This window comes from Paenibacillus sp. ATY16 (assembly GCF_003399985.2).
Lineage (GTDB): Bacteria > Bacillota > Bacilli > Paenibacillales > Paenibacillaceae > Pristimantibacillus > Pristimantibacillus glycanilyticus.
On sequence record NZ_NMOK02000024.1, the window covers coordinates 14,609 to 35,821 of the forward strand.

Genomic DNA, 21,213 nt, shown 5'->3' on the forward strand with positions numbered 1-21,213 from the left:
TGTTGAGATTTGTCGGAGGTACTATTTGAAAATAAGGATTCGTTTGGAGTGGCTGGCCGTTATCGTTGCAGCCGCTGTCTTGTTGCCGCTATTATTTTTCAGCCCCGTCGGGGTTGCGAATAATGGCGACTTTTACCGCATGATGCTGGCAGGCGGTATCGCCTTCGCCGATCCCGGCGAATCTTACCGGGACAAGTATTTCGGATATTTTCATAGGTTGTATCATTACGGGCCGTTCTCGGCGGATAGATATATTTCCTCCCAGATCATCCCCGTTTTTATTGCGGGAATAATCGGCAGAGCGGTCAACTCGCAGACGTTTGACATCCGGATCCTATCGCTGCTGTATTCCGTGCTGTATGCCGCGGCCTTGTTTGTCATCGTTAAATTCAATAAGCAGCGTTCGATCGTCTTTAATACCGTGCTTATCGCAAGCTTGGCGCTTGTATTTCTGGATATCGGATACGTCGCTTATTTCAACTCGTTTTTCGGCGAAGCGGTCACCGTCATCTTTATGCTGCTTACGTTCGGATTGGCGCTTGCTTTGCCGCATTCGGACAAGCCTTCGGTCTGGCTTCTGACGGCCTTTTATTTGTCGGCGGTTTGTCTTGTCGGCACCAAGCTGCAAAACGCCCCAATCGGGCTCTTGCTTCTGCTGCTGGGCTTGCGTTACTGGAAGCTGCGTGCCGACCGGGCATGGCGATGGACGGTCGGAATCTGGTCAGCTGTGCTGCTGCTTGCTACCGTTACAATGTATGCCGCTGCTCCAAGCGGACTGAAGCATATTAACCTGTATCAAACGGTGTTCTTTGGTGTACTCAAGGACTCTCCGGACCCGGCAGCTGATCTCAGGGAGCTGGGTTTGCCGGAGGAATTCAAGGTGAATGCCGGAACGAATTTTTTTCAGAAGGATACGGTAATCAAGCAGGACGACCCCCGCATTCTTGCGGCGCTTGAGGGGATCAGCCATAAGGATGTGCTGCTTTATTACGCGAAACATCCGGACAGATTCCTGCAGAAGCTGGAGCGAGCTGCGAAGAACGGAATGAGTATCCGGCCTTTGTATCTGGGAAGCTACGAGAAGGAGGCGGGCAAGCCTTACGGGGCGGTCAGCTACGCTTATAGCACCTGGAGTACGTTTAAGCTGAAGGTTATTCCGAACAAACTTTGGTTTACTGCGGCATTTGCCGCGGCTTATCTGGCCGTGCTTGCCGTGGAGTATGCGAGGCGGGGGAGATCGGTGCAGCAGCGGCTGTATGTGGAGGCTTTGTTTGTTCTTGCGCTTGTCGGGATGTGTGGCTTTACCGTACCCCTTGTTGGCGACGGGGAGGCGGATCTCGGCAAGCATTTGTTCCTGTTTAACGTCTGCTTCGATATGATGATGGTCGTTAGCGTGCTGTATGTCGTGCGGATCATCGTGAAAAAAGCAGGGCTGCCGCGCGGAGCTTGACCTCCACGCGAAACAGCCCTGCTTTCTTTTGGACCTGATTAGCCTTGCGCGCCGGGACGGATACGGACGACGCCAATCTCGGTAGCGTTAATGGCAAACGCGTTGCCGCCTTGGTTAATCGTTGCGTTCGCCGATTGGCCGACGCGGACGTTTGTTGTGCCTTTGCTCCATTTGACAATGTTCTTGTCAGCGGATTTCGTTCTTTTACGACCCATTCGAATCACCTCCTCGCCATTGCTTGGACGACTGTAGAGGCGGATTAACGTTTGCGTTTCTTTTGCTTCGCCAGCTGCTTCATAATTTGCACGTTAACGGCGTTGCTCGCGAGCACGTTGCCGGCTTCGGCCGATGCCTTGGCCGTCTGATAAATATTAATAACGATGTAGTTGTTGCGGCCGACGCGGTAGCGGTAGGACTTCACGTTTTGATGAATCAAGGGGGGAGCCTCCTCCTGATAGACTGGTATAGTCTATGATTGATAGGTAGATTCGGTCGCGGCTAATATATTGATGAGGGTTGCGCAGGAAAGTATCGAGATGGGGGATTGATCTGGTTACGCAGGAAAGTATCTCCTTCCGGTTGCTGTTGTTATCTTGATATTCTGATTGAAGTTTTATCGGTAATATCAAGAGTAACAAAGGCAAGCGCTAACACTCCTCCATGAGATACTATTCCTTCTCCACCTATCAATCGGTGTGGGGGACAAAAAAAGAGTGGAACCGGCTTTAAGCCTAGTTCCACTCCTTTTGTCTCAAAAAAATAATCGATAGGATCCGAAGAGAAAACATCTCCTGGAAGAGTGTAACGCTTGCCTTTGAAATCGTGATAAAACCTTAGACAATTTATTCGAATATCACGATTTCAACAGCAACTGGAAGGAGATGTTTTATCGGCAGGATCATTATCGATTAAAACGCCCAGTTGCCGTTAACCAAGATAGGCTCGCGGGTTCCGTCTTCGGTGATGCCGTAGAGGTTGAGCTCGGCGGAGCCTACCATGAAGTCGGTATGCGCCATGCTTTGGTTCAGCCCTCTTTCGAGCAGCTCCTCGCGCGACAGGCCGGCGCCGCCCTTGATGCAGGACGCGTAGGCGCTGCCCAGAGCCAAGTGGCAGGAAGCATTTTCGTCGAAGATTGTTTTATAGAACAAAATATTCGAATCCGAAATGGGCGAGGTATGCGGCACTAGGGCAACTTCGCCGAGGAACTTCGCTGCGTCGTCGGTATCGAGCAGGCCTTTAATGGCTTCTTCGCCTTGCTCCGCCTTGAAATCGACTACGCGGCCGTTCTCGAAGGTGAACGAGAAGTTGTCGACGATATTGCCATTATAGCTGAGCGGCTTCGTGCTGGAGATGGTTCCGTTTACGCCGGTACGAAGCGGTGCCGAGTAGACTTCTTCGGTTGGCAGGTTCGGAACGAACCAGGTGCCTTGTTCATTTTGCTTGCTGCCGCCAAGCCAGATTTGATCTTTGGGCATTTCAAGCGTCAGGTCGGTGCCAGGGGCAACGTAATGCAAATATTTATAGGCTTTATCGTTCAAATATTGCGCCTTGGATTTCAGCTGTTTAATATGCGCTTCCCAAGCGGCGATTGGATCCGGCTGGTCGGCACGCACCATTTGGAAGATCGTATCCCACAGCTTTGCGACTTGCTCTTCCTGCGGAAGATCCGGGAAGACCTTGGCTGCCCATGCGGCGGAAGGGGCTGTTGCCAGCGACCAGGTAAATTTGAAAGCCTGGGACATTTGACGGTATTTCTCGTTAGCTTTGCGCGCCGTACGGTCCGCGTTGCGGATTTTTTCCTGCGATACTCCGCGGAGCAGATCGGGATCGGCGGATCCGATCGTAATGGAGGCAGCACCTTTTTCCGCCATCTCGAGCTTTTCGCCGGCGGACCATTTCGGCTCCTCCAGGAACGATTCAAGCGAAGCAAGATCATAATGAATGCGAGATACGGCGTCGTCATGCCAGAATACCTTCACTTGGTAGGCACCGGCTTCATACGCTTTTTTCACGACGAGTCGAACGAGCTCTGGCGCGTCAATTGTCGCATTAACCATAACCGTTTGCCCTTGTTGTATGTTCGCTCCGATTTTCACGATGATGTCCGCATAGTTGTTTAATTTTTGCTCAAAAGTCAGCACGGGGCTTCATTCCTCTCTCGTTAACGTTATGTATAGTTTCCTGTGGACCCTATAGCTATAGTATGAACTTATTTTCGAGGAATTTCAAAATGGTAGAGGAGAGGCAGAATGGTTTGGTTACCGCGCGAGACGGCGTTATAATAGCAGGGAAAGCTTTTACTGAGAAACGGAGTGAATATGCATGGAATCCATTTGGCAACAGAGAAAAGGGCAGCTGGCTGCTTATTTGAAAGAGAACGGCATCGATATCGCCTTTATTACGTCTCCGACGAATGTATATTATTTTACGGGCTTTTCCTGCAATCCGCATGAGCGGTTCCTAGCGTTGGCATTGGATGCGAGGACGGGGGAGGAGACGCTGTACATGCCGCTTCTCGACCTGTCGGCGGCGGAGCCGTTTGGTGGGAACGGCAAGCTTGTGCCAATCTCGGATACGCAGAATGCCTACGAGGTGCTGAAACAGCATACGGCGTCGGGTGTTGCAGCAGCGGGCATTGAGAAGGAAGCGGTCTCGATCGCCAAGGCTGAGCGGATTCAGGATGCTTTAGGCGGCGCGCGTTTTGTTGATCTCGAAGGCTTTATTCTGTCCCTGCGCACGAAAAAAAGCGAGGAAGAAATCAGCAAGGTGCAGAATGCCGTTCTAATGGTGGAAAAGGTTGTGGCGCATGCCGCTTCCCATGCCAAAATCGGCATGACGGAGCTTGAGCTGACGGCAGAGATCGAGTATCAGATGCGCAAGCTTGGCGCGGACCGTCCGGCGTTTGAATCCATCGTGCTGACCGGCGCCCGTTCCGCGCTGCCGCATGGCACGCCGGGCTACGACACGATCAAGCATGGCGACTTTGTGTTGATCGATATCGGCGTTCAGGCCGGCGGCTATTGCTCCGACATTACGAGAACGTTTGTGATGGGGGAGGCTTCCAAAGAGCAGCGCGCCATCTATGATACGGTGCTTGCGGCTAACATGGCGGGAATCGCCGCGGCAAAAGCCGGCGTAACGCTGGCTTCCGTGGATAAAGCGGCCCGCGACGTCATTGAGCAGAAGGGCTTTGGGCCGCTGTTCACGCATCGTCTCGGCCATGGCTTTGGCATGGATGTGCATGAGCAGCCCTCCGTTTCGGGGCAGAACCAATCGATTATCGAGCCGGGTCTGCTGTTTACGATTGAACCGGGCATCTATGATCCGGTGATCGGCGGCGTCCGGATTGAGGACGACGTGTACATTCAAGCGAACGGTTCCGTCCGCGTGCTGACCAGCTATCCGAAAGAGTTGATTTTGCTGGGTAACTAGTAGAGCCGCGTGACGGGGGGGCGCCTTCGGGCGTGGCCTCTTTCGTCGGCGCTACCCGGCGCTAACGGAACTACAACACCTTATTTGGCGTATTTGGGGCCGCTGCGATTTCTAACGAAACTCTGTAACGTTATTTGGGGCGAATCAGCCACATTCGGCTAGAAAATGGTCTAATAGCGATACCAGGTTTCGTTAGCTTTGGAAAACGGCCGTTTTGTCGGAAATAACGATACTACGTTTCGTTAGCGGGGTGGGGTGTGGACTTCAGGTCTGCCTGCAGCCAATTGCGTCCTTGCATCCTCGGCCCATATAGCCGGCAAAAAGAAATCCCTGCGTACCCTCAGGGATTTCTTTTTGTGCAAATTTGCAAGGCGTGGCGGATGCGGGAGGCAAGTTACTTAAACATATTCCTCAAAACCAACACCAGGTTCGCCGGCTTCTCGGCCAAACGGCGGGTGTAGTACGGGTACCACATCGTGCCGTACGGCACGTAGCAGCGGACGCGGTAGCCTTCTTGGGCTAGCTCGGCTTGCTTGCCCATGCGAAGGCCGTAGAGCATCTGGAACTCGAAGGCATCCTTCGAGATATTGTTCGCCTCGGCGAAAGCCTTGGTGAAGTTGATGACCTTATCGTCATGCGAGGCAACGGCGGTATATACTCCGTTCTTCAGGCGATGCTCGATGAGCTTTTTGAAGTTGCCGAGCACTTGCCCCGCATTCTGGTACGCCACCTCCGGGGGCTCTTTGTAAGCCCCTTTCACCAGCCGCAGATTAACCTTTTCCTTGCTCAGCGCCTTTACATCCTCTTCGGACCGGTGCAAATACGCTTGAATGACGGTGCCGACATTGGTCATCCAGCCGGCATGAAGCCTCCGCACCAGATCGATGGTCGCCTGCGTATACGGCGTATCCTCCATATCGAGCCGGACGAAAATCCGGCTGTACTTCGCCTCCGACACAACCGCCCGGATATTGGAGTGGCATTGCTCCTTATCCAGCGCAAGACCGAATTGGGTCGGCTTGAGCGAGACGTTGGCATTCACTTTGCGCCTCGCGATCTCGCGGACAATCTTTAAGTACTCATCCCTGTAGACCTCGGCTTCCTTCAAGTCCTTGATCCCTTCTCCAAGATGGTCCAGCGTCACCATAATGCCCTGACTGTTGAGCTCCTCCGTTCGATCCATCGCTTCTTCCAGATTGTCGCCGGCGATGAATTTGGAAGCGAGCTTGCGGCCGTAGCGGACGGACAGATGCTCCACAAGCTTGTTGCCGGTGATGCCTAGCAGTGTTCGGCGGTAAAGGCCTGCACCCATTGTCTATCGCTCCTTTCTAAGTAAAAAACATAACGTCCTGCCGGATGAACTATAAATGGAATAGTGAGCATGTATCGAAGGGGGATGCGGGTATGAGGGCAACATTTAAGAATGAACCTTTCACGAACTTTCAGTCGGAAGCAAATAATAAGGCGTACGATGCGGCGCTTGAATTGGTGGGTTCCAAGCTGGGCAGGGAATATCCGCTGGTGATCGGTGGCCTCCGGATTACGACGACGCGGACCTTGCCGTCCACGAATCCGGCCTCCAAAAATCAGGTGATCGGCGTAGTCTCCCAAGCGGATGCCAGTCTTGCGGAAGAGGCCATTCAGACAGCGGCTCGCACCTTCGACAGCTGGAAGTTTACCGAGCCAAACGAAAGGGCCAGGTATTTATATAAAGCAGCGGCGCTGTTGCGGCGGCGCAAGCATGAATTCTCCGCATGGATGACGGTTGAAGCGGGCAAAACGCGCGCCGAGGCCGATGCGGATACGGCGGAAGCGATAGACTTTATGGAATTTTACGCGCGCGAGCTGCAGCGCATAAGCAAGCCGCAGCCTTTGACTCCTCTTGACGATGAGGAGAATCAACTTTATTATATTCCGCTTGGCGTCGGTATTGTCATTCCGCCCTGGAATTTCCCCCTCGCTATTATGGCGGGCATGACCACGGCCGCTCTCGTATGCGGCAACACGGTTGTTCTGAAGCCGGCCAGCCCGACGTCGGTTATTGCGGCGCAGTTTTTCGAGCTGCTCGAGGAAGCCGGCGTCCCTGCGGGCGTTGTCAATTATTTGCCTGGTCCGGGCAGCGAGGTTGGCGATTATCTGGTGGATCATCCGCTGACGCGGTTCGTCAGCTTTACCGGTTCCCGAGAGGTGGGATTAAGGATAAACGAACGGGCGGCAAAGACGCAGCCGGGGCAAAAATGGATCAAGCGCGTCATTGCCGAAATGGGCGGCAAAGACGCGATCATCGTGGATGCGGACGCGGATCTGGATCTGGCCGCGGATTCGATTGTCGCTTCGGCCTTTGGCTTTTCCGGGCAAAAATGCTCCGCCTGCTCGAGAGCCATCGTCCACGAAGCGGTGTACGACGAAGTGCTCGCGAAGGTTCTGGACCGGACTAACCGGCTTAAGGTAGGCGATCCCGCTGATGCCAGCACGAATGTAGGGGCCGTTATCGATGATAAGGCATTCCGCAAAATCCAGGAGTATATCGAGATCGGCAAGGGAGAAGGCAGACTGGTCGCCGGTGGAGCATCCGATGATTCGGTCGGTTATTTTATCGAGCCTACGATCTTTGCGGATGTAGACGCGAATGCGCGCATTTCGCTGGAGGAGATTTTTGGCCCGGTGCTTGCTTTTACGAGAGCCAAATCGTTCGAGAATGCTCTTGAGATCGCGAACAATACGGAATTTGGCTTGACGGGGGCCGTGATCTCGAGCAACCGGGCGCATCTGGAGCAGGCTCGGCGCGAGTTTATGGCAGGCAATTTGTATTTAAACCGCAAATGCACGGGTGCGCTTGTTGGCGCCCATCCGTTTGGCGGGTTCAATATGTCGGGTACGGATTCCAAGGCGGGCGGCCGCGATTACCTGCTGCTGTTCACGCAGGCAAAGATCGTATCGGAGAGATATTAAGGAATGTAAGCGCCCGGCAAAGGGAGTTTGGCTCAGCGCCTCGAATAGAATACAATAGTGGAAGCGGGTACTTGGGAAATGCAGGATTCACGGAAAAAGGGGATCGATCATTATGACGCAGCAGGAAACCTATATCATCGCGCTGGACCAAGGGACAACGAGCACACGTGCGATTTTATTCGATAAAGCGGGGAACCCGCGCGCAATTGCCCAGACGGCGGTGGACTGCGCGTTTCCGCATCCGGGCTGGGTAGAGCAGGACGCCATGCAGCTGTGGGAAACCTCACTGAAGGTGATACGCGAGCTGCTTGCGAAGGAAGGCCTGAAGGCGGAGCGCATCGCCGCAATCGGCATCTCGAACCAGCGGGAGACGACGATCATCTGGGACAAAACGACGGGCAAGCCCGTCTATAACGCCGTCGTCTGGCAATCGCGCCAGACGTCTGGCATTTGCGAAGCGCTGAAGGAAGCTGGCCATGAAATGCCGATCCGGGAGAAAACCGGGCTATTGATCGACCCGTATTTCTCCGGAACAAAGGCGAAATGGGTACTCGACGAGGTAGAGGGAGCGCGTGACAAAGCCGCGGCCGGCGAGCTGTTATTCGGCACCGTGGACAGCTGGCTGATCTGGAAGCTGACCGGCGGAGCGGTTCACGTGACGGATTATTCGAATGCGTCGCGGACGCTCCTGTACAACATTCATGAGCTGAGGTGGGATGCGGACCTGCTCGAATGGCTGGACATTCCGGCTTCCATGCTGCCGGAGGTGCGCTCGTCTTCCGAGGTGTACGGCACAACGGAAGCGGCGTTGTTTGGCGGGCCTATTGCCATCGCTGGCGCTGCGGGCGACCAGCAGGCCGCTTTGTTCGGGCACGGATGCTTTGAGAAGGGCGAAGCGAAAAACACGTACGGTACCGGCTGCTTTATGCTGATGAACACCGGCACGGAGCCGATCCGTTCGGAGCATGGCCTGCTTACGACCATCGCCTGGGGCTTTGACGGGCAGGTGGAATACGCGCTTGAAGGCAGCGTCTTCGTAGCGGGCTCGGCGGTGCAGTGGCTTCGCGACGGCATGGAATTGATCGAGTCCTCGGAGGAGAGCGAAAAGCTGGCTTCTTCCGTGGATTCGACGGAAGGCGTTTACGTTGTTCCGGCCTTTGTCGGGCTAGGTACGCCTTATTGGGACAGCGAAGTCCGCGGCGCGGTATTCGGCATGACGCGCGGAACCCGGCGCGAGCATTTTGTCCGGGCAACGCTTGAGTCCATTGCGTACCAGACGAAGGATGTGCTGGACGCGATGGAGCAGTCGGCGGGCATTCCGCTGCAAACGCTATGTGTGGACGGCGGAGCGATCCGCAACAATTTGCTCATGCAGTTCCAGAGCGATCTGCTTGGCGTGCCGGTTGAACGGCCGGTCATCAGCGAGACAACGGCGCTTGGCGCCGCTTATTTGGCTGGGCTTGCGGTTGGCTACTGGCAGGGCCGCGGGGAGATTCTGGAGCAGCGGCGGCTGGACCTCGTTTTTGAGCCGGCGATGGCACAGGAGCGGGTAGAACAGCTGTATGCCGGTTGGCAGAAAGCCGTAAAGGCGGCAATGGCTTTTCGATAAGGGAATAGACCGTGGCAGTTCTTCATCATGCGTAATAGCATAATGGAGAAATGTTCGCGGTTTTCTTTTTTCCACAGAAGATAAAGAATTTGCGATAGGAGCTGTTCGTAATGGCAAGCGGGAACGGGCATGGGGGAGGACCAACTTTTAACGCTCTAAAGAGAGAGGAGCAGTTCGGGCGGCTGCAGGCGGAGGAATACGATCTGCTTATTATCGGCGGAGGCATTACCGGGGCGGGGATCGCGCTTGACGCGGTTACGCGGGGATTAAAGACGGCGCTGGTGGAGATGCAGGATTTCGCCGCGGGAACGTCAAGCCGCTCGACCAAGCTGGTGCATGGCGGTCTGCGTTACTTGAAACAGCTCGAGATTGGAGTTGTAGCCGAGGTCGGCAAGGAACGCGCGATTGTATACGAGAACGGGCCGCATGTGACAACGCCGGAATGGATGCTGCTCCCGATCTATAAAGGCGGTACCTTCGGGATGTTCAGTACTTCGCTTGGTCTTCGATTGTATGACTTTCTGGCAGGGGTCAAACGCGCCGAGCGGCGGAAAATGCTTGGAAAAGACGAGACGGTCACGCGCGAGCCGCTTCTGAAGCGGGAGGGCCTGAAGGGCGGCGGCTATTATGTCGAGTACCGTACCGACGATGCCCGATTAACGATAGAAGTGATGAAAAAAGCCGTAGAGCTCGGAGCTTGCGCGATCTCTTACGTGAAGGCCGAATCGCTGCAGTACGAGAACGGGCGGATCGTTGGCGCGGACGTGAGGGACCGCCTGACGGGAAATACGGGACAGGTGAAGGCAAAGGTTACGATCAATGCCGCAGGTCCTTGGGTTGACGCGATACGGGAGAAGGACGGATCCAAGAAGGGGAAGACGCTCCATCATACGAAAGGCGTCCATCTCGTATTCGACCAGAGACGTTTTCCGCTTGGTCAGGCCATCTACTTCGACTCGGAAGACGGGCGGATGCTGTTTGCGATTCCCCGCGACGGAAAGACGTATATCGGCACAACCGATACCGATTATAAGGAGGACCTTGTCCATCCGCGGATGACGGCTGCTGACAGAACGTATATTTTGAAAGCGGCTAACGATATGTTCCCTACGCTTGGGCTGAAAGCCGAGGACGTGGAATCGAGCTGGGCTGGCGTACGGCCGCTTATTCATCAGGAAGGAAAAGACCCGTCGGAGATTTCCCGGCGCGACGAGGTGCTGGTGTCGCCTTCGGGCCTTCTCTCCATGGCAGGCGGCAAGCTGACCGGCTACCGGAAAATGGCCGAGACGGTTATGGACCAGGCCGCAGAGCAGCTCGTTAAAGCCGGGCGGAGCGGTATAGGCGAGAGCCGGACGAAGACGCTTCCGATCTCGGGCGGCGATGTTGGCGGGTCGGGTGGATATAAGCGATTTATCGCGGATAAAAAGGCGGCTGCCGCCAAAGCGGGGCTTGCCGGCCCGGATGCGGAACGGCTTGTCCGCCGGTTCGGGTCCAACATCGATACCGTGCTCGGCCTTATGCCCGAAGCGCAGGAAGAAGCGATCCGCCGAAAGCTTCCGGTTACGCTCCTTCTTGAGCTGCTTTATGCCATCCGCCATGAGATGGCCTGCAAGCCGGTCGATTTCTGGATCCGCCGCAGCGGCAGCCTCCTGTTCGACCGCAGCCGGGTCATCCGCTGGAAGGACGGCGTGCACCGCTATATGGCGGAGCTATTCGGTTGGTCGCCCGGCGTCAGCGCGGCTTATGCGGAGCAGCTGGAGCGCGAGCTCCAGCTGGCGGTGAAGCCGATGGAGTAGGGCTAGTATGGTTATGCCGGGAATAGCGTGCCCGACAGCTGGATGATGATCGTTAGCGTTACGCTGCTGAGCAGGGTGGAGAACAGCACGGCCTGGGCTGCAAAGCCAGGCTCATTGTTGTATTCAAGGGCAAGTGCGGCACTGTTGCGGCTAGTCGGAATCGCGCTTGCGATAAAGAGCGCCTGCGCCGTAACGCCTTCTATATGCATGAGCTCAAGAAGCAGCCAGGCTATAACGGGAGCTGCCGCAAGGCGGAGGAGACTGCTCCACAAGACGGTAATCGTATGAAGCTTAAGCATCGTGGATGCCATCTGTGCGCCAATCGTGAGCAATGCGAAGCTGAGCATCCCGTCGGCAATGGTTGATAAAGGCGTCAGCAGCGGTTCCGGCATGTCAATATGGGCGAGCCGCAGCAGTGTTCCGGCGATAATGGCATACAGGACGGGCATTTTAACAAATTGCAGCAGCGATTTTTTTAGCCCGCTTGCCGCCCTGCTGGCATTCAGCAGGCCAAAGGTGAAGGTTGCGAACAGCTCAAAGGTTACGACCATCATCTGAATGGACATCGCAAACGGATCGTGCTTGAACGCCATGGCATTAACCGGGATACCGATATTGCCGTTATTCGTTAAGGCGATGCTGTTCGAGAAGCTGGCGGCAAGCGGCTTTGGGTGGCGAAGCATCCGGCTTACGCCATGACCGAGCAGGACAATCAAGATGAACTGCGCAGCGAGAAACAGGAAAATGGTACCGATCAAGGAAGCGGTCAGCTCGGCTTCATACACTTTTACAAAAGCAAGGGCGGGAATGTAGTAATACATAAGCATCTTGGAGAAACCGCCAAGCTCGAACTTGAACTTGCGATGGAGCAGTGCGCCGATTGCGAGCGGAATAAGGATCGGAACGATAATGTAGAGGAAGGTATGCCATATATTCAATGAGAGCAACTCCTTTGATTAGCTTGAGTGAATAACCACTTGCTCGCCTGGTGCAAGTACTTGACCGGCAAGCCCTCGCTGCAGAAGCATCTGAACGAAAAGAGAGGCATCCTGCTTAATGATAGGGAATGTATCGTAATGAATGGGAATGACGCGGCGCGCTTTAATCCATGACGCGGCAATTGCGGCGTCTTCCGGACCCATCGTAAATCGTCCGCCAATCGGCAGGAAGGCAATGTCGATATCGAAACGTTCCCCAATCAGACGCATATCGCCAAACAATCCGGTATCTCCCGCATGATAGAGGGTAAACCCGTCTATCTCGAGAATAATTCCGACCGGTGATCCGGTATAGACAATCTGGCCATCCTCGGATAGGGCGGATGAAGTATGAAGAGCCGGCGTCAGATTGACGCGCCCAAACGGAAAGTCCCAAGCACCGCCGACATGCATCGGCTCGACCTGAACGCCATGCCTTCCCAGATGGATAGCCAGCTCTTCAACGGCAATAATCGGGGCATGGTTTTGTTTTGCCAGCGGAATGGCATCGGTGATATGATCGGAATGACCGTGGGTCAGCAGGATGTACTGCGTCTTAATCTGTTCCAGACTCTTGGAGACGGCGAGTGGATTGCCGGTCAAAAAAGGGTCGATGATGACGGAAACGGCATCATGGGTCACTTGGATGCAGGAATGTCCGTGATAAACAATGCGCATAAGCGAGGCCTCGCTTTCAAAAAGAATTTTATAACCAATTTATATACGAACGTTTATATTTATGTTATATTATTGACAGTGAATAAATGTCAATCTTTTTTGTTTATTTTTGTCAAAGGAGCCGTGGAGCCTTTGTTATCGATAGAGAAACAGTTGCTGTATCTCCTGACCAGCGGGGACGGAGCCGGATCGGGCGCAGCCGTCGGCAGGCTTATCGAGGTGTATGAAGCGCGGGGCATCTCCCATCAGATTGTGCGCAACGCTCTTTCCAGGCTGAAGAAGGAAGGCTATGCCGAATCGGCGGAACGTTCCCGGTACAAGGCAACGCCTCTTGGCGAGGAATTCATCCGGATCATTAACGCTAAACCCGGTTTGTACGAAAAGGAATGGGACGGGCAGTGGTGCATGGTTATGTTCGAGATTCCGGAATCGGAACGACGCAGAAGGGATAGCTTCCGATCGGAGCTGTTACAGCTGGGGTTTGGTTCGCTTTATAAAAGCGTCTATGTCTCGCCATGGGATTACAGGGATGAGGTCATCCGGCTCGGCCGGCAGTGCGAGGTTGCCGGATATATAACGGTGACGAGTACAAGGATTGTACATAATGACATCACGCCGGAGCACTCCTTCCGTCTATGGCCGCTTGAGGAGCTGCGGGCGTTGTATCGAGATAAAGACCGATGGTTACAAGAGCACCTGGTACCTGCTTTGGCGTTGATTGAACATACGGGAGATGAGGACGGACTGCAATTATTTGTCCTTTTTCTCGAACTTGGCGAGATCATTGCGGAGCTTGGCTTACGCGATCCTATGCTTCCGGATCCGCTGCTTCCGGACGATTGGACAGGAAAGAGGCAAATGCAGCAGTTTCAGGCAAGCCTGCGTCAAATCGCGCAAGCGATACCCGAGCAATCGCCTTACCGCGCCTTTGTGGAGCATTTCCTCGGACGCTAGAGGAGATGCCGCATGAGCAAGGAGGAGCCTCACGGACAGTGAGGTTTTTTGCGCTGTTCTTTTTCCTCATTGCCGGAAATCTATTTCGCTGACTATAATAAAAGCGCATACAATTCCAATCCTGATAGGCAGTAGGGGGAACGTCCTTGTATACGATATTGCTGGTTGACGATGAAGCGGTCGTAAGGGAAGGCATCAGGGAGCGCATACCATGGGAGGAGCTTGGCTTTCGGTGCGTGGCGGATTGCGAGAATGGCGTGCAGGCGCTGGAGGAGATCGAACGGCTGCGGCCGCATATCGTGCTGACGGATATTAACATGCCGTTTATGGACGGGCTGGCCTTGTCCCGCGAAGTCATGGAACGGTATCCGGAGACAAAGGTCGTGATCCTGACCGGATACGATGATTTCGAATATGCGCAGCAGGCGCTGAAGCTGAAGGTAAAGGATTTCATCCTGAAGCCGGTAACGGCTGCCGAGTTCTCGGCGATGCTGCATAAGCTCCGGCTGGAGCTGGACGAGGAGAAGAGAGAGCGGGAGGATCTGGCCCGGCTGCAAAGCCAGCTGCATGAGAGCATGCCGCTCCTCAAGGAACGTTTCCTCGAGCGGATGTCGACGATGGCCTTAAGCGAGAAGGAGATTGCGTCGCGTCTGCACTATTTCCAGATTCAATTGACGGGACCTTGCTATCTGGGGCTGGCAATCGACACGGACCGGCTGGAGGAGCAGGGCGGCGCGGATACGGACCGGGAGCTGCTTAGGTTTGCCATATACAATATCGCGCAGGAGATTATTAGCGCGGAACCGGGGGCCGTTGTTTTCCGCAGCAGAGAGGAACGGGTGATGGCCGTCCTTGGCGGGGAGCGCGAGGAGCTGCTGCAAGAGAAGGCGCAGGAGCTGGCTGAGCGTATCCGGCAATCGGCGGTTCAATTCCTGAAGCTGACCGTTTCGGTCGGAATCGGGATGACCGTTCATAGCTGTACGAGAATCAGAGAGACCTGCAAGGCTGCGGCTGCGGCATTGGATTACCGGCTTGTGCTTGGCGACAACAGCATTATCAGCATACTGGACATGGAGAAGCGCAGAAGCTCGCCGGCCGGGCATCCGGCAGAGTTCGACCGCGAATTAATAGCGGGAATCAAGACGGGTACGGCGAATGAAGTAGAGTGGGCTATCGAAGCGCTTATCCAATATAATAAAGCGGAACTGACCAGCATCGACCACTGCTATTTGCGCATTCAAAGAACGATTCTTGCCGTCATGCAGGTGCTTGGCGATATTGGCTGCAAGGAATCCGAGGTGTTCGGAAAGGGCATTAACCCGATGACCGAAATTTACCGGTTCAGGACAATGGAAGAGATCGGGGACTGGCTGAAGACGGCCTGCCGGCAAGCGGTTCATAGCGTAACGGCAACACGCAACGATCAGTGCCGGTCGCAGATTGCGGAAGCGATCGTCTATCTGGAGTCCAATTACGAGGACGAGAATCTATCGGTGAAAGCCGTCTGCAAGCAGGTTCATATGAGCGTCAGCTATTTCAGCGCGGCCTTTAAAGCCCACACCGGCAGAACCTTTATCGAGTACCTGACTGCCGTACGGATGGACAAAGCGAAGGAGCTGCTGAAATTTACCGGCCTGCGAACCTACGAGATTGCCGCCAGAACCGGCTATAGCGATGCGCAGTATTTCAGCGTTTTGTTCAAGAAGCACACGGGGGAGTCCCCAACGGATTACCGTCATCGGACGGCGGCGGAACAGGCATGAGGCGCGCTTATGGAATTATTTAAATTCAAAAGCATTCAGACGAATATCGCCGCCGCCTCTGCCTGTCTTATTCTGCTAACGGCTATCCTGCTTGGCGTCATCTCTTACCAGCTGTCGGCCTCATCCGTCCGCGAGACGGCCCAGGACTATACGGCGGAGCTGATCCGCCAGGTAAACGCCAACATTCAGACCTACATTACCAGCATGGAAAATATATCGATGCTCGCGCTCAGCAACGAAGATGTCCGCGAGTTTGTAAGCGAAGCGGGCACTGCCGGGACAAGCCCGGAGGAGCTGGCGCGCGAGCAGCGGATCTCGGCATATTTTCACTCCATTATCGCTTCTCGCAAAGACATCGCTTCGATTAACGTGATTGGCTATAACGGCCGGTTCGTCTCGGACCGCGAGCATGTCGAGCTGAATCCAAGCGTCAAGCTGGCGGAACAGCCCTGGTACACCAGCGCGCAGGAAGCATCGGGCCGGATCGTCGTGTCTTCCTCCCATGTCCAGCATATGTTCAAGGATGAATACGACTGGGTCGTATCGCTCAGCCGGGAGCTGTGGAGCAAGGATCAGACGGAGCCGCGCGGTGTGCTGCTTGTCGACTTGAACTTCAGCGTTATCAACGACACACTGAACAACATTGACTTAAGCAAACGCGGGTACGTATTTATCGTGGATGAGAACGGCAATATCGTCTACCATCCGCAGCAGCAGTTGATCTACAGCAATCTGAAGTCGGAGAAAATCGACGAGGTGCTGGCAAAGGGCAGCGGTAGCTTTACGACAGAGGAAGGGAAAACAAGCCGGATCTATACGATTCAGGATACCGGCTTCGGCTGGAAAATCGTTGGCGTATCTTACGTCAATGAGTTAATCGGCAACAAACGCGAAATGCAGCTGTCGATGGTGGCGGCGGGAGTCTTTTGCTTAATTGTAGGCCTATTGCTTGCCGTCTTTATTTCTCGTAATCTGTCCCGTCCAATCAAGCAGCTGCAGGAGCATATGAAGAAGGTGGAGAAAGGGATCTTCAACATCCGGGTGCCTATCGGCAATCCGAGGGAAATTGCTTCTCTTGCCCGCACGTTTAACCTGATGGTCGTCAAGATCGAGGAGTTGATGAGCCAGGTCGTCCGGGAGCAGGAGATTAAGCGGAAGAGCGAGCTCACGGCGCTGCAGGCGCAGATTAACCCGCATTTTTTGTACAATACGCTGGATTCGATCATCTGGATGGCCGAGGGGAAAAAGACGGACGAGGTGGTTCTGATGACCTCCGCGCTGGCGCGGCTGTTCCGCTCCTCCATCAGCCGGGGACAGGAGCTGGTCCCGATCCGTACGGAGATTGAGCATGTCGCCAACTACCTGACGATCCAGAAAATCCGGTACAAGGACAAGCTGGATTTCCATATTGACGTGGATCCGGATATCTATTCGTACCGCACGCTGAAGGTGCTGCTCCAGCCGCTGCTCGAGAATGCGATCTACCACGGCATCAAGAACAGAATCGGGACGGGAACGATTCAGGTTACCGGCGGCAAGCGGGACGGTTATATTTGGCTGGAAGTAAGCGATAACGGCGTTGGGATGGAGGCGGAAGCGCTCCGAACCATTCTGGAGCCGAGGAGAAGCGACCGGGAAAGCAAAGGCGTTGGCGTAGTGAACGTCCACGAGCGGATCCAGCTTTATTTCGGCAAGGAGTATGGTCTGACGTACAAAAGCGTACAGGATGAAGGGACAACCGTAACGGTAAGGATTGCCGCCATTGAAGGCGATGAATTGGCGGGAGGTGTTGGCGCATGAGCGAGTACAGACGCAGATCGGCCTCTGTCGCCATTGCCGCGATTCTTATCGTAATTGCTGTCGTTGGCATCTATAAATGGGCTGCAAGCCAGCGTACGGAGAAGCCCGTCGACATCATCGTTACGGTAAAGGCACAAAGCTCGGCGATTGATTTCTGGAAGGTGCTGATCACCGGGGTTGAGGACGCGGCCAATGAATTCGGCGCCAATGTTCAGGTTATTGGACCTCCGTCCGAGACGGAGATCGATATTCAGATGGAGCAGCTGGAGCAGGCCATCCGGCAGAAGCCGGATGCGATCGTGATGGCCGCGACCGATTATAACCGGCTCGTTCCGGTTGCCCAGCAGATCGTTAAGGCGGGCATCAAGCTTATTACGGTGGATTCCCGCATTAACAGCGATGATGCGCTCAGCTTTATCGCAACGGACAATATAGCAGCCGGAGAGAAGGCCGGAGAAGAGATGGCCAAGCTGCTGCCGGAGTCCGCTTCCTCGAAAATCGCCATTATGAGCTACGTTTACGGAACCTCGTCGCAGCTTGAACGGGAAAAGGGCGTGCGGCAGTGGCTGGAAGGGCACTCGCATATTGAGGTGGCAAGCACGCTCTATAGCGAAGGCCGGCTCGAGAAGGCCTATGAGCTGACCAAAGAGCTTCTCACCGAAAATCCCGGCATTGAAGGGATTGTTGGGCTAAATGAGCCTTCTACCGTTGGCGCCGGCCGGGCCATTGAGGAGCTTGGGCTCAGCGGGAAAGTGAAGCTTGTAGGCTTCGACAGCTCGGTGGACGAAGTAAAGCTGATTGAAAGCGGCGTGCTGCAAGCAACCATTGTTCAGAAGCCTTACAATATGGGCTACCTCAGCGTAAAGACGGCCATCGAAGCGGTACGGGGCAAGAAGGTGCCGAAGCTGATCGATACGGAATCGGTCATTATCAACAAAGACAATATGTATACGGAACAAAATCAGAAGCTGCTCTTCCCCTTTGTGGGAGAGTAGCTTTTTCTTTTTTTTAATAGGATCAGAACAGATTTTTTTCAACTATTCAAATACATTATTCCATTCTGGCAAAAGCGAAAGCGTTTTAGAATGAGCTTAGTTACAGCGGGATGGAGTGATTGTGCATGAAGGACATACTCGTTCGCATGGAAGGAATCAATAAGTATTTTCCGGGCGTTCAAGCCCTGCAGGATTGCCGCTTCGAGTTAAGGCGGGGCGAGGTGCACGCGCTGGTCGGAGAGAACGGAGCAGGCAAGTCGACCATGATGAAGGTGCTGACCGGCGTCTATCAGAAGGATGGGGGAAGCATCGTATACGACGGAACGGAAGTCGAGATACCCAATTCGAAAACCGCGCAGAATTTGGGGATTTCAATCATCCACCAGGAGCTTAACCTAGCCCCCGATCTGACGGTGGCGCAGAACATCTATATCGGACGCGAGCCCCGGCGGGGACTTCGGCTGTTCCTGAACGAGCGGGAGCTGAGGCGGAAGGTCGAGCGGTTGTTCGAGCGGCTGAACATGGAGCTGGATCCGGATGAACCGGTCGCCAATCTTACCGTAGCGAAGCAGCAGATGGTGGAGATCGCCAAAGCGTTGTCTTACGACGCCAAGGTGCTCATCATGGACGAACCAACCGCGGCGCTGAGCGATACGGAGATCGATGATCTGTTCGTTATTATAAACCAGCTTAGAGCAAGCGGGGTTGGCATCGTCTACATCTCGCACCGGATGGATGAGCTGAAGCGGATTACCGACCGGATTACCGTCATGCGGGACGGTCGATACATCGATACGGTGCCGACGGCTTCCGTTACGAACGAGCAGATCATTGCGATGATGGTTGGCCGCGAGATCTACGACAGCACCAAGCAGAACCGGATAGCGGAGAACAGCGAGACGGTTCTTGAGGTGAAGGGGCTAAGCCGTAAGGGAGCGCTCGACAATATCAGCTTTAAGCTCCGCAAAGGAGAAATCATCGGCTTCGCGGGGCTCATTGGAGCGGGTCGGACCGAGGTGGCGAGAGCGATTTTTGGCGCCGATCCGATCGATTCGGGCGAGATAACGGTGCATGGCCGCAAGGTAGTAATGAAGCAGCCCTATGACGCGGTGCAGGCGGGAATCGGATATTTGTCGGAGGACCGCAAGCGGTACGGCTGCATCGTGGAGATGGATGTGAAGACCAACGTGGCTGTCGCTTCGCTCCGGCAATACGTGAATGGGGTAGGCTGGGTGAACCGGAGCAAGATTGCGAAGGCGGCCGAACAGATTGTCGAGATGCTGAAGGTGAAGACGCCTCATATCGACCAGGACGTCAAATTCCTCTCCGGAGGCAATCAGCAGAAGGTTGTCATCGGTAAATGGCTGACTCGCGATTGCGACATTCTGATCTTTGATGAGCCGACCCGCGGGATCGATGTTGGAGCAAAAAGCGAAATCTACAAGCTGCTGAACGATCTCGCCGCCAAGGGGAAATCGATCATTATGATCTCCTCAGAGCTTCCGGAGATTTTGCGGATGAGCCACCGCATCATCGTGATGTGCGAAGGGCGCATCACGGGTGAGCTGGACCGTGAGGAAGCCACGCAGGAGCAGATTATGAGATATGCGACATTAAGAGCTTAACAACGGAGTTTAGGGGGAATCTCTATGAAAATGCAGCCAAAAGCCGAAATGGCGCAGCTTGGCGGCAAGCAGACCGCGATTATTCTGAAGCCGGGCGTTCTGCAGCAGGTGCTTGCTTTTGCCAGTCTGATCGTCCTTATTCTCGTATTCACCTTTTCGTCCAGCAACTTTTTTCAATTCTCCAATATCGTAGGGATTCTGCTCTCAACCGCGGTGACCGGCGTCCTGGCGCTAGGCTCCACGTTTGTCATTATTACGGGCGGCATTGATTTGTCGGTCGGAACGGTGATGACCTTAAGCGCGGTAATGACCGGGGTGTTTATTACGTATTGGGGGCTGCCGGTTCCGATTGGCATTATCGGAGGCATCCTGACGGGTGCCGTCTGCGGGCTGTTGTCCGGCGTGATGGTCGCCAGGCTTAAGATCCCGCCCTTTATCGCCACCCTTGCCATGATGATGATCGCCAAGGGTCTTGCCCTTGTCATCTCCGGCACGAAGCCGATCTACTTCAACGATCATCCGGTGTTCAGCGAGGTGTCGCAGGGATCGTTCTTCGATAAGCTTATCCCGGGCTTTGCCATCCCGAATGCCGTTGTCATCTTCTTCATCGCCGCCATTATCGGAAGCATTCTATTATCCAAAACGATCGTCGGCCGTTACAACTTTGCCCTTGGCAGCAATGAGGAAGCAACCAGGCTGTCCGGCGTTAACGTGAACTATTGGAAAATCGTCATTTACACCCTTACCGGTGTCTTCACCGGTCTGGCGGGCATTCTGATTGCTTCCCGGCTCAACTCCGCGCAGCCTGCGCTTGGCGCCGGTTACGAGCTTGAGGCTATAGCGGCGGTTGTCATTGGCGGTACCTCGCTCAGCGGAGGGAAGGGGACAATCGTCGGTACGGTTATCGGCGCTCTGATTATGAGCGTGCTGACGAACGGCCTTCGCATCTTGTCCGTTCCGCAGGAGTGGCAGACCGTTGTGGTCGGCATCGTCATCTTGCTTGCGGTCTACGCGGACATTCTGCGCCGTCGCAAAGCGTAATTCCGGTTCACGCTAGAAACTCTGGCGCCTTCGCAAGTCTCGCGGGCCGAAGAGCCAGTGATTCTATATAGGATGATTGAGTCCAAAGATCTGATTGAGTCCAAAGATCTGATTGAATCCAAAGATCTGATTGAATTCAAA

The 21,213-nt window shown here is 54.6% G+C and carries 17 protein-coding genes; 11 read left to right on the forward strand and 6 right to left on the reverse strand.

What is annotated here, in order from left to right:
- The first annotated feature begins 25 nt into the window (after nt 1–25).
- On the forward strand, nt 26–1,450 hold the full coding sequence (gene wsfD / locus CFI03_RS15230; RefSeq protein ID WP_248757860.1) for a glycan biosynthesis hexose transferase WsfD: 1,425 nt from the start codon (nt 26–28) through the stop codon (nt 1,448–1,450).
- 38 nt (nt 1,451–1,488) lie between these two features.
- Here wsfD and CFI03_RS15235 read toward each other — a convergent pair whose 3' ends face one another.
- The 3 genes from CFI03_RS15235 to CFI03_RS15245 form a co-directional block, all read right to left on the reverse strand.
- Nucleotides 1,489–1,665, reverse strand: coding sequence for a hypothetical protein (locus CFI03_RS15235; RefSeq protein ID WP_167200763.1), 177 nt, complete (start codon nt 1,663–1,665; stop codon nt 1,489–1,491).
- A 44-nt stretch (nt 1,666–1,709) separates the two neighbouring features.
- Nucleotides 1,710–1,886 carry a hypothetical protein gene (locus CFI03_RS15240; RefSeq protein ID WP_164775479.1) on the reverse strand — a complete coding sequence of 59 codons (177 nt, stop codon included), beginning with the start codon at nt 1,884–1,886 and terminating at the stop codon, nt 1,710–1,712.
- Between the two features lie 472 nt (nt 1,887–2,358).
- On the reverse strand, nt 2,359–3,591 hold the full coding sequence (locus CFI03_RS15245) for an aminopeptidase (protein ID WP_127495394.1): 1,233 nt from the start codon (nt 3,589–3,591) through the stop codon (nt 2,359–2,361).
- A 181-nt stretch (nt 3,592–3,772) separates the two neighbouring features.
- Here CFI03_RS15245 and CFI03_RS15250 point away from each other — a divergent pair, with 181 nt between their 5' ends.
- On the forward strand, nt 3,773–4,882 hold the full coding sequence (locus CFI03_RS15250) for a M24 family metallopeptidase (RefSeq protein ID WP_248757861.1): 1,110 nt from the start codon (nt 3,773–3,775) through the stop codon (nt 4,880–4,882).
- Nucleotides 4,883–5,276: 394 nt separating this feature from the next.
- Here the strand turns inward: CFI03_RS15250 and CFI03_RS15255 are convergent, their stop codons facing one another.
- Nucleotides 5,277–6,194 (reverse strand): proline dehydrogenase family protein, encoded by a 918-nt coding sequence (locus CFI03_RS15255; RefSeq protein ID WP_248757862.1) that lies wholly within the window; start codon nt 6,192–6,194, stop codon nt 5,277–5,279.
- 92 nt (nt 6,195–6,286) lie between these two features.
- Here CFI03_RS15255 and pruA point away from each other — a divergent pair, with 92 nt between their 5' ends.
- The 3 genes from pruA (at nt 6,287) to CFI03_RS15270 (ending at nt 11,239) form a co-directional block, all read left to right on the forward strand.
- Entirely contained in the window at nt 6,287–7,834 is a 1,548-nt protein-coding gene (gene pruA / locus CFI03_RS15260) for an L-glutamate gamma-semialdehyde dehydrogenase (RefSeq protein ID WP_248757863.1), read from the forward strand.
- A gap of 112 nt (nt 7,835–7,946) precedes the next feature.
- A complete protein-coding gene (gene glpK / locus CFI03_RS15265; protein WP_248757864.1) occupies nt 7,947–9,443 on the forward strand; it encodes a glycerol kinase GlpK in 1,497 nt (498 codons plus the stop codon).
- 110 nt (nt 9,444–9,553) lie between these two features.
- The gene (locus tag CFI03_RS15270) at nt 9,554–11,239 is read left to right on the forward strand and encodes a glycerol-3-phosphate dehydrogenase/oxidase (protein WP_248757865.1); all 1,686 of its coding nucleotides are present in this window, start codon (nt 9,554–9,556) and stop codon (nt 11,237–11,239) included.
- 11 nt (nt 11,240–11,250) lie between these two features.
- On the opposite strand, the gene CFI03_RS15275 is transcribed toward CFI03_RS15270, so the two are convergent.
- A complete protein-coding gene (locus CFI03_RS15275) occupies nt 11,251–12,177 on the reverse strand; it encodes an AEC family transporter (RefSeq protein ID WP_248757866.1) in 927 nt (308 codons plus the stop codon).
- Nucleotides 12,178–12,195: 18 nt separating this feature from the next.
- The gene (locus tag CFI03_RS15280; RefSeq protein ID WP_248757867.1) at nt 12,196–12,894 is read right to left on the reverse strand and encodes a metal-dependent hydrolase; all 699 of its coding nucleotides are present in this window, start codon (nt 12,892–12,894) and stop codon (nt 12,196–12,198) included.
- Between the two features lie 132 nt (nt 12,895–13,026).
- Here CFI03_RS15280 and CFI03_RS15285 point away from each other — a divergent pair, with 132 nt between their 5' ends.
- From CFI03_RS15285 to CFI03_RS15310, 6 genes are all read left to right on the forward strand, one after another.
- Nucleotides 13,027–13,848 (forward strand): PaaX family transcriptional regulator C-terminal domain-containing protein, encoded by an 822-nt coding sequence (locus tag CFI03_RS15285; protein WP_248757868.1) that lies wholly within the window; start codon nt 13,027–13,029, stop codon nt 13,846–13,848.
- A 146-nt stretch (nt 13,849–13,994) separates the two neighbouring features.
- Nucleotides 13,995–15,611: a response regulator gene (locus CFI03_RS15290; RefSeq protein WP_248757869.1), complete on the forward strand. Its 1,617-nt coding sequence runs from the start codon at nt 13,995–13,997 to the stop codon at nt 15,609–15,611.
- 9 nt (nt 15,612–15,620) lie between these two features.
- Nucleotides 15,621–17,411 carry a cache domain-containing sensor histidine kinase gene (locus CFI03_RS15295; RefSeq protein WP_248757870.1) on the forward strand — a complete coding sequence of 597 codons (1,791 nt, stop codon included), beginning with the start codon at nt 15,621–15,623 and terminating at the stop codon, nt 17,409–17,411.
- Nucleotides 17,408–18,406, forward strand: a complete 999-nt coding sequence (locus CFI03_RS15300) for a substrate-binding domain-containing protein (RefSeq protein WP_248757871.1) — start codon at nt 17,408–17,410, stop codon at nt 18,404–18,406. Before CFI03_RS15295 ends, CFI03_RS15300 begins: the two co-directional genes overlap by 4 nt.
- Before the next feature lie 125 nt (nt 18,407–18,531).
- Entirely contained in the window at nt 18,532–20,031 is a 1,500-nt protein-coding gene (locus CFI03_RS15305) for a sugar ABC transporter ATP-binding protein (RefSeq protein WP_248757872.1), read from the forward strand.
- A 48-nt stretch (nt 20,032–20,079) separates the two neighbouring features.
- Nucleotides 20,080–21,072, forward strand: coding sequence for an ABC transporter permease (locus tag CFI03_RS15310; protein ID WP_127495436.1), 993 nt, complete (start codon nt 20,080–20,082; stop codon nt 21,070–21,072).
- Nucleotides 21,073–21,213: the final 141 nt, after the last annotated feature.